Source organism: Streptomyces sp. RKAG337, assembly GCF_023701715.1.
In the GTDB taxonomy this organism is placed as follows: Bacteria; Actinomycetota; Actinomycetes; order Streptomycetales; family Streptomycetaceae; genus Actinacidiphila.
The window spans coordinates 6,362,470-6,379,044 of record NZ_JAJOZA010000001.1 but is presented as its reverse complement, the minus strand read 5'-3'; the positions used below and the strand labels follow the sequence as shown (position 1 = coordinate 6,379,044).

Below are 16,575 nucleotides of genomic sequence, written 5' to 3'. Positions count from 1 at the left end.
GCCCCGTACGGTCACGCGGTCTTGGCGAATTCCGCGGTGGAGAGCCGCTCGTCGCGGCGGACCAGTGCCGCGTAGCGGCCGTCGCGTGCCAGCAGCTCGTCGTGGGTGCCGCGTTCGGCGATCCGGCCCGCGTCGAGGACCACGATCTCGTCGGCGTCACGGACGGTGGAGAGCCGGTGGGCAATGGTGATGGTGGTGCGGCCGGCGGACAGCGCGTCGATGGCTTCCTGGACGGCCTGTTCCGTGCGGGTGTCGAGCGCGCTGGTGGCCTCGTCCAGGATGAGGACCGGCGGGTCGCGCAGGATCGTGCGCGCGATGGCCAGACGCTGCTTCTCGCCGCCGGAGAAGCGGTAGCCGCGTTCGCCGACGAGGGTGTCGTAGCCGTCGGGGAGACCGGCGATGTGGTCGTGGATCTGGGCGGCCTTCGCGGCGGCGACGATGTCCTCGTCGGTCGCGTCGGGCTTGGCGAAGCGCAGGTTCTCGGCGACCGAGGCGTGGAAGAGGTAGGTCTCCTGGGCGACGACGCCGACCGATTCGGCGAGCGTGTCGAAGGCGAGGTCGCGGACGTCGACACCGTCGATCGTCACCCGGCCGCCCGTCACGTCGTAGAGCCGGGGCACCAGATAGCTGAGCGTGCTCTTGCCGGAACCCGTCGAACCGACGATGGCCAGGCTGCCGCCGGCCGGTACGGCGAGGTCGATGCCGTGCAGCGTGCGGGGGGCGCCGGAGGGGTCGTACGAGAAGTCGACGTTCTCGAAGCGGACGTCGCCGCGGGCGCGGTCCATCCGGACCGGGTCGGCGCGCTCGGTGATGTCGACGGGCAGGTCGAGGTATTCGAAGATGCGCTGGAAGAGCGCCAGCGAGGTCTGCACCTGGACACCGGTCGACAGCAGGCTCACGGTCGGGCGGAACAGGCCCTGCTGGAGCGAGACGAAGGCGACGAGGGTACCGATGGAGATGGCGGGCCCGCCGTTGCTCATGGTCAGGCCGGCGGCCCAGTACAGCAGCGCGGGCATGGCGGCCATGACGATGCCGATGGTGGACATCCGCCACCGTCCGGCCATGTTGGAGCGCACCTCGAGGTCGACCAGCTGCTCGGACTCGTCGGAGAAGGAGCGGGTCAGTGAGTCGGAGCGGCCCATGGTGCGGCCGAGCAGGATGCCGCTGACGGACAGCGACTCGGTGACGATGGCCGACATGGAGGCCATCTGCTTCTGCCGCTGGGTGGTGATCTTCTTGCGCTCACGGCCGACCCGGCGGCTGATCCACACGAAGACCGGGAGCAGCAGCAGCGAGACGATCGTCAGCCGCCAATCCAGGGCGAGCATCGCGACCACGGAGGCGATGACGGCGGTGAGGTTGGAGACCAGCGAGGTCGCGGTGGACGTCACGGTCGCCTGCATGCCGCCGATGTCGTTGGCGATACGGGACTGCACCTCGCCGGTGCGGGTCCTGGTGAAGAAGGCGAGCGACATGCGCTGCAGCTGCTCGTAGACCGAGGTGCGCAGATCGTGCATGACGCGCTGGCCGACGGTGGTCGAGATCAGGGTCTGCAGCACGCCGAAGACGCTGGTGACGACGGCGGTGGCGATCATGCCGAGGGCGAGCAGGCTGAGCAGCCCGGTGCGGCCCTGCGGGATCGCGGTGTCCAGGATCGCCTTCAGCAGGAAGGGCGAGGCGACCGAGACGAGGGAGGAGAGGGCGACCAGCACGCCGACGAAGGCGAGCTTGCCGCGGTAGGGACGGAAGAGCCGCACGATGCGGCGTACGTCGGTGGGTGTGTCGGGGTCCTTGGGCGGTGGCGTCCACCGTGTTTTGTCGGGGTGCAAAGGGCTCCTCGGGAGGTTGCTGGAGGTCGGCTGCCGGTACGGCCGGCGGTGTCGGAACCGTGCCCGCACAGGACCGCCGGGCCGACTTTAGGAGTGTAAGTCATTGTTACCTATGTTCACAATGACTTACATCCTGATATCCTTGGGCCATGGATCCCCGCACCACCACCGCGCCAGAACCCGCCGTCGAGACGGCGGCGGAGTCGGCCGCCGCCGAGACCACCGGCCGGCTCGCCGACCAGCTGCTCCAACTGACCAAGCGGCTCCACCGGGCCCAGCGCCGGCACCTGGAGCCGCTCGGCATCACCCCGGCCCAGTCCCGGCTGCTGCGGACCGTCGCGCACAGTGAGGCACCGCCGCGGATGGCCGACCTGGCCCGGCGGCTGGACGTCGTGCCGCGTGCGGTGACGACGCTGGTGGACGCGCTGGAGGCGCACGAGCTGGTGCGCAGGATTCCCGACCCCGCCAGCCGCCGGGTGATCCGCATCGAGCTGACCGAGGCCGGCGGCGCCACGCTGCACCGCCTGCGGCTGGCCCGCCGGGCCGCCGCCGAGGACCTCCTCGCCCCGCTGGACGACACCCAGCGCGAGGCGCTGACCGCACTGCTCGCCACCCTGGACGCGGCGGCGCCCCCTCGGCAGCGCTGCTGAAGCGCGCCCGAGGGGGCGTCGTGGTGGAACTCACGCGGCGGCGTTCCCTCCGCCGGGAGGAACCGCGAACCGCCGGCGACCGCTAGGCCGTGTCTGACAAATGGCGGCGGCCGCCCGGAGGGCGGGGCCCGGGGCGTCTGGTGCGTGCGATCGCAAGGCGGAGGGTCGTCCTCGTACCGGGGTACGTGGATGAGCCCGACAACGCAGCGAGCGTGCGTGCCAGACGTCCCGGGCCAGGCGGGATTTGTCAGACACGGCCTAGCGCTGGGAGGGCATGCGGTGGCCGGCGCCGTTCTCGGAGGGCGCCTGCTGGACCTCCGCGGTGCAGGCGCTGCACCGGCGGGCGGCCTGGGGTATCGGGGTCAGGCACTCCGGGCACTCACGCATCGGAGCCGCGGCGGCCTTCGGGAAGAACCGCTCCTGCATCCGGTTCATCGGCAGGATGACCAGGAAGTAGATCACCGAGGCGACGATCACGAAGCTGATCGTCGCGTCGATGAAGGCGCCGTACGGGAAGGTCACTCCCGAGACGGTGAACGCCTTGCGGGAGTAGTCGCCGGAAGCTCCCGACATGAGCCCGACGATCGGGGTCAGGAACGCCTTCACGAAGCCGCTGACCAGCGCGGTGAAGGCCGCACCGACCACGATGCCGACCGCGAGTTCGACGACGTTGCCGCGGAGCAGGAACGTACGAAAGCCCTTCATAACTCAGGAATCCCCTCTGTGATCACGAAACTGGAATGTGCCAGTCTCCCCTGATCCTGGCCGCCCGCCCACCATCACCCGCGCCAGTTGTCGCCGAGTGACACCTTTCCGCTCGCGGGCACCGTGGCGGTCCGGTTGGCGCCGGTCTCCCAGGTCGCGTTCCCGGCGGCGTCCTTGCGTAGGTACTTGTACTCGAAGGACGTGCCCGCGGCCATCGCGACGTCGAGCTTCCACACCGGGTACGCGGCCGACGAGAGCGGCAGGGCCTTGCCGGTGTCCCAGTTCCCGAGGGTGGCGTTGTTGCCGGTGACGTAGATGTTCTGGCCGGGCGTGGTCGTGGCGTTCACCGCGAAGGACGCGCCGGAGGCCGGGTCGGTGGTCCCCCCGCCGCCCGTGCCGCCGCCGGCGCAGGTCGCCCCCGTGTAGAGCGCCACGGCGTCGTTGGAGCCGATGGTGGCCGTGAACCGGCCGTCGGAGCCGACGGTGTAGCTGGTCCCGGAGTGCTGGACGTCGCAGTAGCTGCCCGCCGGCAGTGACGTGGTGTAGCTCTGGGTGAGCGCGCCGCTCTCGTGGTTGATCGCGACGAAGCCCTTGCTGCCGCGGCCGAACGCGATGGCGTTGTTCCCGTTGGACCACCAGTTGGTCACCGCGGTGCCGGAGACGGCGTTGCGGAAGCCGACCATGCCGGCGATCTGCGGCCAGGCGTGCTGGCACTTCCACCCGTCGGCGTAGCAGGCGTTGACGGTGCCGCCGTTGGGCGGGCCGGCGTCGTTGTCCGAGAACTCGTAGCCGGAGTAGACGTTCGGCGAGCCGTAGGGCCAGGCCAGCAGGTAGACGTTGGCGAGGGTGTAGGTGGCGCCCGCCTTGTAGTTGAGGGTCGAGCCGTTGCGCTCGGTGTCCCAGTTGTCGGTGAAGGTCCGTGCGTTGGCGCTGGGCAGATAGCCCCAGGAGGCACCCCAGTTGCTCAGGGACGACAGCTTCTCGCTGGTGAAGATCCGCTTGAGGTCGGTGGCGGCGCGGAACTCGTCCACGTCCCCGGTGCCGGTGTACTCGCCCGGCTGCACCGCCTCGCCGGCCCCGTAGATGACCTCCTGCGCCCAGTAGACGCCCGGGTTGCTGAGCTTGGACTTGATGGCGGCGAGGTCGCCCGCGGCGATGTGCTTGGCCGCGTCGATCCGGAAGCCGTCGGCGCCCAGCGAGATCAGGTTGTTGAGATAGCCGGCGATCGTGGAACGGACGTAGTCGCTGCCGGTGTTGAGATCCGCGAGCCCGACGAGCTCGCAGTTCTGGACGTTGTTCCGGTCGGCGTAGTCGGTGATGTTGCTGCGGCAGGAGTGGAAGTCCTGGTCCTGGTAGTAGCCGGGGTAGTTGTACTTCGAGTAGTTCGTGCCGCCGGTCCCGGTGCCGGAGCCGGCCGCCATGTGGTTGATCACCGCGTCGGCGATGACCTTGACGCCCGCGGCGTGGCAGGTCGCCACCATGTGCTGGAACGCGGTGCTGTCACCGAGCCGTCCGGCGATCTTGTAGCTGACCGGCTGGTACGAGGTCCACCACTGGGCGCCCTGGATCTGCTCCTGGGCCGGGGAGACCTCCACGAAGCCGTAGCCGGCCGGACCGAGGGTGTCGGTGCACGCCTTGGCGACGGAGTCGAAGCGCCACTCGAAGAGGGTGGCGGTGACGTCCTTGCCGCCCGGCGGGGTCGCCTGCGCCGGCTGCTGGGCGGCGACGGTGAGGCCGGTCGCGGCGAGCAGTGCGGCGAGCGCGCCGCGCAGGGCCCGGGATCGGCGGGAGGTCCGGGATCGCGGAGATGACGGGGATGGCAGGGGTGTTCGGGGTACCCGGGATGTGCGGGATCGCATGAGCGGCTCCTCCGGAGTGCGGACACAGCTGTGCCCTCGAAGGCAGCCCGCGCCAAGCCGCCGGGTGGGGGTGCGGAACCCCGCGTCCCACGGGGTTCCGCCGAGAGCTTCCCGCCGTGGCTGTGAGCACGTCAAGAGACCGGTGGAAACATTTTCAACTACTTGCTGAAACCTCTTCCAGATGCCCGCGGACGCCGGTTCAGCGCAGCGTGCGGTCCTCCGTCAGCGCGCCCTGCGCGGTCGCGATCCGGCGGTCGTAGCAACCGCCAGGACCTTCGGGAGCACCGGGACCGTCGGAGCCGAGCATCCGGTAGTGCTCGGACGAGGTGCCGGTGGCGTGCCGCTGCTCGCGCGGCACATTGAGGGTGAACGACGCGTCGCCCTGGTAGACGTCGTCCAGCAGCGACCGGCCGACGGTCCGGCCCCCGCGTGTCACGACGGTGTCGGCGCGGTCGCCGAGCAGCATCACCGTACGCAGCCGGTCGGCCGCGCCGACCGACGTACGGCCGTTCATCGTGTACGCACGGCGCACCGCGGTGCTGGTGGCCGGGCCGCGGCCGGCCGTGGTCACCGTCGCGTCGTCGGTCCACCGGGCGGTGAGCGCGTCGGTGCTCTCGTCGGCGTTCCACCGGTGGGTGGAGGTGGCGGACAGCGCGCGGCGGACGGTGGTGGCGACGCGGCCGTGCGACGTGTCGACATAGCCGGAGACCGTCAGGCTGTGGCTGCCGGTCGCGTCCAGGGCGCGTTCGTCCCCGGGCACGTAGGACGTCGAGGTGGCCGGGGTGCTCTCCTGGTGCGCGGTCAGCGCGCCCGGCACATGAGCGCGGTGCCCGTCCTGCCAGACCAGCACGTTCGTCGGCACGCTCCAGCCGCTCTGGCCCGCGGGCACACCCAGCACCGAGACCTCGACGCGGTGCGCCTTCCCGTCGTTGAGCAGGCCTGCGTACGGCGTCAGGTCGTACTCGACGGGCTTGACGTCGAAGGCGCGCGGGCCCGGGATCACGTACCAGAGGAAGGGGTTCGACCAGCCGCCGGTCCACACGGTCGGGAACGGCGCGGCGATGCCCGCCAGCTGACCGTCCACCCGCAGCTGCACCTCCCGGTAGGGGCCACCGGCCTGGCAGGAGTACGGCACGTCGGCGGGCACCGCCAGGTACCAGAACTCCTCGCAGCCGCCACCCGATCCGGTGGCGTACACCTCGGCGACGATGCGCTCGCTGTTGCGCGGCGTGGTGAGGTCGCCGACGAGCGCCGTGCCCTCACTGTGCGAACCGGCCAGAGTCAGCACCTGGTCGGGCGCGCCTCCCGCCGGGTCCCCGCCGCCCGCTCCGCGGGCCGGGTAGAACGTCAGCGAGACCTTGACGTCGATCACGCCGGTGTACGTGTCGTCGACGACGTTGCCGATGAGCATCTCGACCGGCTGCGGGCCGCGCAGCACGGCCGCGTACCGCGTGACGTCCTTCTCGACCTTCCAGGCGATGCCCTCGGGCGACGGTTCGGGGGTCGAGGTGTCCAGCACCTCCACCCCGCCGATCCGCAGATAGCCCAGCCGGTCGTACTGCCGCCCGGCGACCTTGCCGTCCAGCCGCAGCACGACCTTGCTCCAGCGGTCACCGCAACCGCGCGGCGGGGTGTAGGTGCTCGTGTACGGCGTGAAGTCCCTGAACTGCGCCGCCACGATCTGGGTGGTGCAGGACGGGCCACCGGGGGTCGCGATGGGCGGGGCGGCCGTCAGGGGGTCGTGCCAGTCGGTGCCGAACTCTGCCGGGGGCGCGGTGGTGGCCGCGGCGGCCGGGCCCGCGAAAAGCGCGAACCCCACTGCCGCGGCGAGCGCCGCGAGTATCCGTCTTCCCACGCGGTGGTGCCTCCTCGTCATGCGATGACCACGAAGTACAGCGCACAGCTTGGCCCGGTCGCGCGCCGGGCGACAGACCGCCTCGAGGGCGCGCCGGTCCCGCCGGCGACCTTGGCTCGATACCGGCCCATTCCGGGCGCGGCGGCCGTAAATCGGTTGACCCGGTACGTGTGGTGACGCGAACCTTGCACGTCTTCGCACCCCACTCCAGAGCATCTCGGGACGTCATGTCGCTTCGCCAACTCCCCTTCCAGGACCCCGGTGTCCCCGACGTCAGATCGGGGTTCCGTTTCCTGCTCTGGCTGGAGAAACGCCAGCTGCGCGGGCAGCTCACGGCCGCCGCGTGGGGCACTCTGCTGATGGCGTCCATCGCGCTGTTCCCGGCCGCCGTCGGCCTGGCCGTGCAGGCGGTCGTCGACCATTCCGGCCGGCGGCTGGCGCTGTCCGGTGGGCTGATGCTGGCGCTCGGCGGACTCAGCGCGCTCGGCGACACCATGCTGCACCGCACCGCGGTGACCAACTGGATCACCGCCGCCGCCCGCGTCCAGCAGCTGCTGAGCCGCAAGACCGTCGAACTGGGCTCGGTGCTCACCCGGCAGGTCGCGGCCGGCGAGATCGTCACCGTCGGCGCGGGCGACGTCGAGAAGATCGGCTGGTTCGTGGAGGCGTTCGCCCGCTTCACCTCCGCCTTCCTCGCCACCATCGGCATCGCGGTGGCCCTCGCCTTCTACCAGCCGGAACTCGGCCTCATGGTGGCCGCCGCCATCCCCGTCCTGGCCCTCGCCGTGCTGCCGCTGCTGCCGGCCGCGACCAAGCGCGCCGACGTCCAGCGGGAGAAGGCCGGCAAGGCCACGGAGCTGGCCTCCGACACCGTCGCGGGTCTTCGGGTGCTGCGCGGTATCGGCGGCGAGGAGCTCTTCCTCGACCGGTACCGCAAGGCCTCGCAGGAGGTCCGTACGGCCGCCGTGCACAGTGCCCGGATGTGGGCGCTGATCAGCGCCGTCCAGGTGGTCCTGCCGGGACTGCTGCTGGTGGGGGTGGCCTGGTACGGGGCGGTCCTCGCGCTGGACGGCCGGATCTCGGTCGGCGAGCTGGTGACCGTGTACGGGACCGTCGCCTTCCTGATGTTCCCGCTGCGGCACTTCGAGGAGATCGCGATGGCGTGGTCCTTCTCCCGGCCGTCGGCGAAGCGCGCGGCGCGGGTGCTGGCACTGGTGCGGGGCGTGGAGCCGGATACGGCTCCATCACTTACTTCAGCTCCTTCGCCTTCGCCCGGTGTGTCTCCTTCCGGTGATCTGTACGACCCGGAGACCGGTCTGCTCGCTCCGGCCGGGCGGCTGACGGCGGTCGTCTACGGGGACCCGGACGCGGCCGGGCGGCTCGCCGACCGGCTCGGCGGGCACAGCCCGGACCGGGTGGCCGGCCAGTCCTCGGTCCTGCTGGGCGGCACGGCGCTGGACGAGCTGCCGCTGGCGGCGGCGCGCGCCGCCGTCCTGGTGCAGGACAAGGACCCGGTGCTGCTCTCCGGCACCCTGCACGAGCTGCTCGACGTACCGTCCTCCGGCAACGTTTCCGCCACCGACGCCCTGACGGCCGCCCAGTGCGGGGACGTTCTGCAGGCGCTCGCCCAGGCCTCGGTGGACGACTCCGGTGATCCCATGCGGACCCGGATCACCGAGCGCGGACGCTCCCTGTCGGGCGGCCAGCGCCAGCGGCTGGCCCTGGCCAGATCGCTGGTCGCGGACCCGGAGGCGCTGGTGCTGGACGAGCCGACGTCGGCTGTCGACTCGCACACCGAGGCCCGGATCGCGCGCGGCCTCAAGGAGATCAGGGCGGACCGCACCACAGTGGTGTTCACCTCGAGCCCGCTGCTGCTCGACCGCTGCGACCTGGTGGTCTTCATCGCCGACGGTTCGGTGGCAGCCACCGGGACCCACCACGAGCTGCTGCGCGCCGACCAGCAGTACCGCGCCGTGGTCACCCGCGAGACCGAGGAACCGGCCGGTGTGGCCGCCGTTGTGACCGGCGGCGTCACGGCCGCCGTCAGCGCTGAAGGCCCGTCCGTGGTCCCGTCCGGGGCCGCGGAGAACACCAGGATCGAGGAATCCGCATGATCGGCGTGAAGCCGCCGGAGCACGATCCGGACGCGCCGCAGCAGACGACGACGCTGCCGGTCGGTTCGCCGGCCACCGTACGCACCTACGTGACCGAGCTGGCGCGCCGCCACCGTGGTGCCTTCATCCTGCTCGTCGCCGTGAACACGGTCGCCGTGGTCGCCTCCATGGTCGGGCCGTTCCTGCTGGGGCAGCTCGTCGAGGACCTGTCGGCCGGGCGCCGGGAGCTGCATCTGGAGCTCACGGTCGGGCTCTTCCTCGCCGCGCTCGCCGTCCAGGCCGGATTCGTCCGGCTGGTGCGGCTGCGCGGCGCGATCCTCGGCGAGCGGATGCTGGCCGACCTGCGCGAGGACTTCCTCGTCCGGTCGGTCGGGCTGCCGCCCGGTGTCCTGGAGCGGGCCGGTACCGGCGATCTGCTCTCCCGGATCACCACCGACATCGACCGGCTGTCGAACGCCATGCGCGAGGCCGTGCCGCAGCTGGCCATCGCCGTGGTGTGGGCCGCGCTGCTGCTCGGCGCGCTCGCCGTCACCTCTCCTCCGCTGGCGCTGTCGGTGCTGGTCGCCCTGCCGCTGCTGCTGGTCGGCTGCCGCTGGTACTTCCGGCGCGCGCCCGCCGGCTACCGCTCCGAGGCCGCCGGGTACGCGGCCGTCGCCGCCTCGCTCGCCGAGTCGGTCGACGCTGGCCGGACCATCGAGGCACACGGGCTGGGTGCCCGCCGGATCACGGAATCCGACGAGCGGATCAGGATCTGGGTCGGCTGGGAGCGCTACACGATGTGGCTGCGCAGCGTGCTCTTCCCGGTGATCAACCTGACGCACACCCTGATCCTGGCGTCGGTGCTGATGATCGGCGGGACCTTCGCGCTGCACGGCTGGGTGTCGGTCGGCGAACTGACCACCGGGGCGCTCTACGCCCAGATGCTCGTCGACCCCGTCAACCTGATCCTGCGCTGGTACGACGAGCTGCAGGTCGCCCAGGTGTCGCTGGCCCGGCTGGTCGGGGTCCGCGAGGTCGAGGAGCACCAGTCGGACGAGCGGGTCGTCCCGGACGGCCGAGACATGCACGCCGACGAGGTGCGCTTCGGCTACCGGGAGGGCAGCGACGTGCTGCACGGGGTGTCGCTGCGGCTGCGGCCGGGCACCCGGCTGGCGCTGGTCGGGCCTTCCGGGGCGGGCAAGTCCACCCTCGGGCGGCTGCTCGCCGGGATCTACGCGCCGCGGACCGGCGAGGTGACGCTCGGCGGGGCCGAGCTGGCCCGGATGCCGGCCGAGCGGGTACGGCGGCATGTGGCGCTGGTCAACCAGGAGCACCACGTCTTCGTCGGCTCGCTGCGGGACAATCTGCGGCTGGCCCGGTCCGGGGCCGACGATCCCGAGCTGTGGGACGCGCTGGTCTCGGTGGACGCCGACGGCTGGGCACGGGCGCTGGACGACGGTCTGGAGACCGAGGTCGGCTCCGGTGGCTCCGCCCTCACCCCGGCCCAGGCCCAGCAGGTGGCCCTGGCCCGGCTGGTGCTCGCCGATCCGCACACCCTGGTGCTGGACGAGGCGACCTCGCTGCTCGACCCGCGGGCCGCCCGGCATCTGGAGCGTTCGCTGGCACGGGTGCTGGAGGGCCGAACCGTGATCGCGATCGCGCACCGGCTGCACACCGCGCACGACGCGGATGTCATCGCGGTCGTCGAGGAGGGCCGGATCAGCGAGCTGGGCAGCCATGACCAGCTGGTCGCGGCGGACGGGGCGTACGCGGCCCTGTGGCGCTCCTGGCACGGCTAGGGCCTGTCCGGCCGATCACGAACGGCCCCTTCGCCGCCTGGCACGGCCCCTCGCGGCGTTGCCGAAACGCCCGAATACAACCGGTATGCGGGCGCTCCGGCGCCTTGCGAGGCACCGCACCAGACGACGCCTGGGCCGCCCATGATCGACCGGACACGCCCTAGGAGCAGCGCGGCGCCTCCCGTTCCCGGGTTCCGTGCCCGCCGCCTGTCCGGCGGCGGACACGGAACCGGGGGCGTCAGCCGAGGATGCCCAGGGCGCCCAGCGCCCCGACGCCGCCCAGGACGAAGAAGGCCGGTGTGAGCACCTTGATCTCGACCCAGCTTCCGGCCCGGAACCGCATGAACTTCGGCGGCCCCATCGGGTACCAGCGCTTGCGGCCTATCGGGATGGGCCACAGGATCGGGCAGCCGGACACGGTCAGGGCGTCGCCGATGCAGTGCACGAGCGAGCCCAGCACGATCGGGATGCCGATCCACAGATAGTGCTGGCCCGGCTCGGTGAAGAGCCAGTCCTTGCCGTTGCCCGGGTCGTCCAGGACATCGGCCAGGACCCAGGCGCCGGTCGCCCCGAGGAGCCAGACCAGCACATCGCTGGAGGCACGGGCCTGGCGCCACAGCAGGCCCTCGACGGCCAGCACCATATGGACGAAGAGGATGCCGAGCACCGCCCAGCGCCCGCCGAAGAGCGCCGCCGCCGAGCAGCCGCCGCCGATCAGGGCGGCCCACAGCCAGGTGTGCGTCAGGGTGCGGTGGCCGCCGGTACGGCGCGGGTCGCCCTTCATACGGGTGGCCTTGTAGGTGGCGTAGGACAGCTTGTCGATGATCTCGCACAAGGCTTTGGAGATGGGCCCGAAGGCGCGCGATATGGTCGCCGCCTTGTGGTCCAGGTCCGGAGCGAGAGCGGCGCCGGCGCAGATCAGGGCGCCGACGACAAGCGTCGGCCACGGCATGGGGTGGTCGAGCGCGGCCGCGCCCGCTCCCACCCCCAGCCATGCCGCCGCTCCGGAAAGTGAATGTGCCGGTCCCATCATGTGTGGTGCCCCGCCCCTTTCGGCCCGCCCGCAGGCGGAGTTGACGCCCAGTCGACGGCACACCATACCGTTGGCGATCTTCCGTAATACCGCCGGTTCCGCCGCGGGGCCCGAAGCCAGGCAAGATGGTGGGGTGACCCTCATTGATCAGCTGCCTCCCGAGGCCGACCCCGATGCCCTGTACGAAGCCTTCTCGACCTGGGCGGAGAGCCAGGGCATCACGCTCTACCCCGCTCAGGAGGAGGCGCTGATCGAGGTCGTCTCCGGGGCGAACGTGATCCTGTCGACGCCCACCGGCTCCGGGAAGAGCCTGGTCGCGGCGGGGGCACACTTCGCCGCGCTGGCGAAGGACCAGGTCACCTTCTACACCGCTCCGATCAAGGCGCTGGTGTCGGAGAAGTTCTTCGACCTCTGCAAGCTCTTCGGCACCGAGAACGTCGGCATGCTGACCGGTGACGCCTCGGTGAACTCGGACGCGCCGGTCATCTGCTGCACGGCCGAGGTGCTCGCCTCGATAGCGCTGCGCGACGGCCGGAACGCCGATGTCGGCCAGGTCGTCATGGACGAGTTCCACTTCTACGCGGAGCCGGACCGCGGCTGGGCCTGGCAGATCCCGCTGCTGGAGCTGCCGCAGGCCCAGTTCGTGCTGATGTCCGCGACCCTCGGCGACATGTCCCGCTTCGAGGAGGACCTCACCCGCCGCACGGGACGCCCGACGACCGTCGTGCGCTCCGTGACCCGGCCGGTGCCGCTCTCCTACGAGTACGTGACGACACCACTGACGGAGACGCTGACGGAACTGCTGGAGACCCGGCAGTCGCCCGTCTACATCGTGCACTTCACCCAGGCGGCGGCCGTCGAGCGGGCGCAGGCGCTGATGAGCATCAACATGTGCACCCGCGCCGAGAAGGACGCCATCGCCGAGCTGATCGGCAGTTTCCGCTTCACCACCACCTTCGGCCGTAACCTCTCCCGGTTCGTCCGGCACGGCATCGGCGTGCACCACGCCGGCATGCTGCCGAAGTACCGGCGGCTGGTGGAGAAGCTCGCGCAGGCGGGCCTGCTGAAGGTCATCTGCGGTACGGACACCCTCGGTGTCGGCGTCAACGTGCCGATCAGGACCGTGCTGTTCACCGCCCTGACGAAGTACGACGGCACACGGGTCCGCACCCTGCGGGCCCGGGAGTTCCACCAGATCGCCGGGCGGGCCGGCCGCGCCGGGTTCGACACCGCGGGCTTCGTCGTCGCGCAGGCGCCCGAGCACGTCATCGAGAACAAGAAGGCCGTCGCCAAGGCCGGGGACGACCCGAAGAAGCTCCGCAAGGTGGTCCGCAAGAAGGCACCGGAGGGCTTCGTCAACTGGTCCGACGCGACCTTCGAGAAGCTGATCGCCTCCGACCCCGAGCCGCTCACCTCCCGCTTCCGGGTCACCCACACCATGCTGCTGTCGGTGATCGCCCGGCCGGGCAACGCCTTCGAGGCGATGCGGCACCTGCTGGAGGACAACCACGAGTCGCGGCGCAACCAGCTGCGGCACATCCGGCGGGCCATCGCCATCTACCGTTCCCTCGAGGCGGGCGGCGTCGTGGAGCGGCTGGCCGAGCCGGACGCGGAGGGCCGCATCGTCCGGCTCACCGTCGACCTCCAGTCGGACTTCGCGCTGAACCAGCCGCTGTCCACGTTCGCGCTGGCCTCCTTCGAGCTGCTCGACAAGGAGTCGCCGTCGTACGCCCTGGACATGGTCTCCGTCGTCGAGTCCACGCTCGACGACCCCCGCCAGATCCTGGCCGCGCAGCAGAACAAGGCGCGCGGTGAGGCGATCGGGCTGATGAAGGCCGACGGGGTCGAGTACGAGGAGCGGATGGAGCGGCTGCAGGAGGTCACCTACCCCAAGCCGCTGGAGGAACTGCTCTCCCACGCCTACGGCATCTACCGGCAGAGCCACCCCTGGGTCGGTGACCACCCGCTGTCCCCCAAGTCGATCGTGCGCGACATGTACGAGCGCGCCATGACGTTCTCCGAGTTCACCTCGCACTACGAACTGGCCCGCACCGAGGGGATCGTGCTGCGCTACCTGGCGGGCGCGTACAAGGCGCTGGAACACACCGTCCCGGACGACCTGAAGTCCGAGGACCTCCAGGACCTGACCGCGTGGCTCGGCGAACTGGTGCGCCAGGTCGACTCCAGCCTGCTGGACGAGTGGGAGCAGCTCGCCAACCCCGAGGTCGAGACGGCAGAACAGGCCGCGGAACGGGCCGACCAGGTCAAGCCGGTCACCGCCAACGCCCGTGCTTTCCGGGTGCTGGTGCGCAACGCCATGTTCCGCCGGGTGGAGCTGGCGGCGCTGGAGAAGTACAACGTGCTGGCCGAGCTGGACGCCGAGTCGGGCTGGGACGCCGACGCGTGGGCCGAGGCGATGGACGCGTACTGGGACGAGTACGACGACCTGGGCACCGGTCCCGACGCCCGCGGCCCGAAGCTGCTGCAGATCGAGGAGCAGCCGGAGCACTCGCTCTGGCGGGTCCGCCAGACGTTCGCGGACCCCAACGGCGATCATGGCTGGGGTATCTCCGCCGAGGTCGATCTGGCAGCCTCCGACGAAGAGGGCCGGGCGATCATCCGTGTGACGACCGTCGGCGAGCTGTGACCGGGCACGACACGAGGGAGTTCCGATGACCAACCCCGCCGAGCGGCTGGTGGATCTGCTCGACCTGGAGCGGATCGAGGAGAACATCTTCCGCGGCCGCAGCCCCGAGGAGCGGCTGCAGCGGGTGTTCGGCGGGCAGGTCGCGGGCCAGGCACTGGTCGCGGCCGGCCGCACCACGGACGGCGAGCGGCCGGTGCACTCGCTGCACGCGTACTTCCTGCGGCCCGGCCGCCCGGGCGTGCCGATCGTGTACCAGGTCGAACGGGTGCGTGACGGCCGGTCGTTCACCACCCGGCGGGTGGTGGCGATCCAGCAGGGTCGCACGATCTTCAATCTGACCGCCTCCTTCCATCAGCCGGAACCGGGGTTCGAGCACCAGATCCCGATGCCGGATGTGCCCGAGCCCGAGAGCCTGCCGAAGCTGGGCGACGAGCTGCGCGAGCACCTGGGGGTACTGCCCGAGTCTCTGGAGCGGATGGCCCGCCGCCAGCCGTTCGACATCCGTTACGTCGAGCGGTTGCGCTGGACGCCCGAGGAGATCGAGGGCGCCGAGCCGCGCAGCGCGGTGTGGATGCGCGCGGTGGGACCGCTGGGCGACGATCCGCTGGTGCACACCTGCGCGCTCACGTACGCGAGCGACATGATGCTGCTCGACGCGGTGCGGGTACCGGTCGAACCGCTGTGGGGCCCTCGCGGCTTCGACATGGCCTCCCTCGACCACGCGATGTGGTTCCACCGCCCCTTCCGCACCGACGAGTGGTTCCTCTACGAGCAGGAGTCCCCGATCGCGACCGGCGCCCGCGGCCTGGCCCGTGGCCAGATCTACGACCGCTCGGGCCGGCTGCTGGTCTCCGTGATGCAGGAAGGGCTCTTCCGCAAGATCGGCGGCTGACCGGCACCCACGCTGCGGCGGCGGCCGGCGCCGCCGTTCAGGTACGCCGGAACAGCTTCTTGCGGCGGCGGGTCCCCGCGCTGTCCCCGGGCCGCTGCAACCGCCAGCCCCGGCGCGGGCGCGGCTCCGGCTCGCGCTCGGAGCACGGCTCCGGCGCATGTTCCGCCCGCAGCCGCGGGCGTGATTGCGGTTCGTGCCCCGGCTCATGCCCCGGCCCCGGCTCATGCCCCGGCTCCGGATCGGGTTCCGGCTCCGGCTCATGCCCCGACCCCGGCTCCGGTTCCACCGCAGGGGCCGCCGGTCGTGGCTTCCGCTCCGCCGCGGCGGCTGGGTGTGTGGCCGGGCGGGGGGCCGGGCGGGCCTGTCGGGCGCGGTCGAGGGCCTCGGCCAGGGAGAGCCGGGCCAGGGCGATCTCGTCCGGGTGGTCCGCGGTGACCGCCGCGTCGATCAGTTCACGGGAGGCGAACTCACCGGGCCGGCCCGGTGGCAGACCGGACCGCAGCCTGCGCAGATAAGCCCGTTCGTACAGATCCGGCACCACCTCGGCCGCACCGTCGGTGCCGAGCAGCGCCGCCCAGACCGCCGCCTCCTCCCAGGCGTCGGCCGCGTCCCGCACCAACTGCCCGGCCCGGCGGGCCCGCCAGCCACGTGCCCGGTGGTCCACGCCGTCGTCCAGGGCGCCACGCAGCGTTACCGGCAGCCTGCCGTGCAGCGCTTCGGGATGATCCCGGGCGTACTGCCCGATCTCGTCGGCCAGATACATCCAGACGACGGCCCGGTAGCGGTTGACGTACCAGCGGACCGGCCGGATGAAGCCGCCCTTCGCCAGCTTGACGAAGCGGTCGCGGCTGACCCCGATGAGCTCCGCTCCATCGCCGCTGCCGACCACGCGCAGCCGGTCGCGCAGCGCCTGCGGGAAGCCCTCGGCCGCTCGCAGCCGGTCGACCTCGTCGCGCAGGACGCGCCTGCGGCCCGGCCCGGCCGGTACGGCCCGGACCTCGCCGAGCTGGACGGCGAGCTCGAACTCTCCCGTTTCCAGTTCCAGTTCTTCCCTGGCCCGGTTCATCCCGAGCGCTTCGCCCGCCGGCACCTCACCCGTGGGTGATTCCTTGCCGACCGCGACCGCGGCTGCGACCCCGACCCCGACCCCGACTCCGACTCCGACCGCGAGTGACTCCCGTACCACCATGACTTCCCCCACCGCCTCGACTAC

Annotated in this window: 11 protein-coding genes; 5 read left to right on the top strand and 6 right to left on the bottom strand. The window is 71.4% G+C overall.

The window, feature by feature from the left end:
* Positions 1-11 precede the first annotated feature (11 nt).
* Complete coding sequence (locus LNW73_RS28400) at positions 12-1,829, bottom strand: ABC transporter ATP-binding protein (protein ID WP_250974867.1); 1,818 nt, start codon at positions 1,827-1,829, stop codon at positions 12-14.
* Between the two features lie 149 nt (positions 1,830-1,978).
* Between LNW73_RS28400 and LNW73_RS28395 the strand changes: the two genes are divergently transcribed.
* Positions 1,979-2,479, top strand: coding sequence for a MarR family winged helix-turn-helix transcriptional regulator (locus LNW73_RS28395; protein WP_250974868.1), 501 nt, complete (start codon positions 1,979-1,981; stop codon positions 2,477-2,479).
* A 258-nt stretch (positions 2,480-2,737) separates the two neighbouring features.
* Here the strand turns inward: LNW73_RS28395 and mscL are convergent, their stop codons facing one another.
* From mscL to LNW73_RS28380, 3 genes are all read right to left on the bottom strand, one after another.
* Entirely contained in the window at positions 2,738-3,184 is a 447-nt protein-coding gene (mscL, locus tag LNW73_RS28390; protein WP_250991828.1) for a large conductance mechanosensitive channel protein MscL, read from the bottom strand.
* Positions 3,185-3,258: 74 nt separating this feature from the next.
* Positions 3,259-5,043, bottom strand: coding sequence for a carbohydrate-binding module family 20 domain-containing protein (locus LNW73_RS28385; RefSeq protein ID WP_250991827.1), 1,785 nt, complete (start codon positions 5,041-5,043; stop codon positions 3,259-3,261).
* 199 nt (positions 5,044-5,242) lie between these two features.
* The gene (locus tag LNW73_RS28380; protein WP_374118209.1) at positions 5,243-6,919 is read right to left on the bottom strand and encodes a peptide-N4-asparagine amidase; all 1,677 of its coding nucleotides are present in this window, start codon (positions 6,917-6,919) and stop codon (positions 5,243-5,245) included.
* A gap of 206 nt (positions 6,920-7,125) precedes the next feature.
* Here LNW73_RS28380 and LNW73_RS28375 point away from each other — a divergent pair, with 206 nt between their 5' ends.
* Positions 7,126-9,012 carry an ABC transporter transmembrane domain-containing protein gene (locus LNW73_RS28375; protein ID WP_250991826.1) on the top strand — a complete coding sequence of 629 codons (1,887 nt, stop codon included), beginning with the start codon at positions 7,126-7,128 and terminating at the stop codon, positions 9,010-9,012.
* Positions 9,009-10,790, top strand: a complete 1,782-nt coding sequence (locus tag LNW73_RS28370) for an ABC transporter ATP-binding protein (RefSeq protein WP_250991825.1) — start codon at positions 9,009-9,011, stop codon at positions 10,788-10,790. Before LNW73_RS28375 ends, LNW73_RS28370 begins: the two co-directional genes overlap by 4 nt.
* A gap of 238 nt (positions 10,791-11,028) precedes the next feature.
* On the opposite strand, the gene LNW73_RS28365 is transcribed toward LNW73_RS28370, so the two are convergent.
* Positions 11,029-11,823 (bottom strand): metal-dependent hydrolase, encoded by a 795-nt coding sequence (locus tag LNW73_RS28365; protein ID WP_250991824.1) that lies wholly within the window; start codon positions 11,821-11,823, stop codon positions 11,029-11,031.
* Positions 11,824-11,956: 133 nt separating this feature from the next.
* Between LNW73_RS28365 and LNW73_RS28360 the strand changes: the two genes are divergently transcribed.
* Entirely contained in the window at positions 11,957-14,470 is a 2,514-nt protein-coding gene (locus LNW73_RS28360; RefSeq protein ID WP_250991823.1) for a DEAD/DEAH box helicase, read from the top strand.
* A 25-nt stretch (positions 14,471-14,495) separates the two neighbouring features.
* Positions 14,496-15,362, top strand: coding sequence for an acyl-CoA thioesterase (locus tag LNW73_RS28355; RefSeq protein WP_138353095.1), 867 nt, complete (start codon positions 14,496-14,498; stop codon positions 15,360-15,362).
* A gap of 37 nt (positions 15,363-15,399) precedes the next feature.
* Here LNW73_RS28355 and LNW73_RS28350 read toward each other — a convergent pair whose 3' ends face one another.
* Positions 15,400-16,551 carry a DUF6397 family protein gene (locus LNW73_RS28350; protein ID WP_250991822.1) on the bottom strand — a complete coding sequence of 384 codons (1,152 nt, stop codon included), beginning with the start codon at positions 16,549-16,551 and terminating at the stop codon, positions 15,400-15,402.
* Positions 16,552-16,575: the final 24 nt, after the last annotated feature.

Coding starts and splice junctions, on each gene's coding strand:
- LNW73_RS28395 (WP_250974868.1), top strand. CDS start 1,979: ATGGATCCCCGCACCACCACCGCGCCAGAACCCGCCGTCGAGACGGCG.
- mscL (WP_250991828.1), bottom strand. CDS start 3,184: ATGAAGGGCTTTCGTACGTTCCTGCTCCGCGGCAACGTCGTCGAACTC.
- LNW73_RS28385 (WP_250991827.1), bottom strand. CDS start 5,043: ATGCGATCCCGCACATCCCGGGTACCCCGAACACCCCTGCCATCCCCG.
- LNW73_RS28380 (WP_374118209.1), bottom strand. CDS start 6,919: ATGACGAGGAGGCACCACCGCGTGGGAAGACGGATACTCGCGGCGCTC.
- LNW73_RS28375 (WP_250991826.1), top strand. CDS start 7,126: ATGTCGCTTCGCCAACTCCCCTTCCAGGACCCCGGTGTCCCCGACGTC.
- LNW73_RS28370 (WP_250991825.1), top strand. CDS start 9,009: ATGATCGGCGTGAAGCCGCCGGAGCACGATCCGGACGCGCCGCAGCAG.
- LNW73_RS28365 (WP_250991824.1), bottom strand. CDS start 11,823: ATGATGGGACCGGCACATTCACTTTCCGGAGCGGCGGCATGGCTGGGG.
- LNW73_RS28355 (WP_138353095.1), top strand. CDS start 14,496: ATGACCAACCCCGCCGAGCGGCTGGTGGATCTGCTCGACCTGGAGCGG.
- LNW73_RS28350 (WP_250991822.1), bottom strand. CDS start 16,551: ATGGTGGTACGGGAGTCACTCGCGGTCGGAGTCGGAGTCGGGGTCGGG.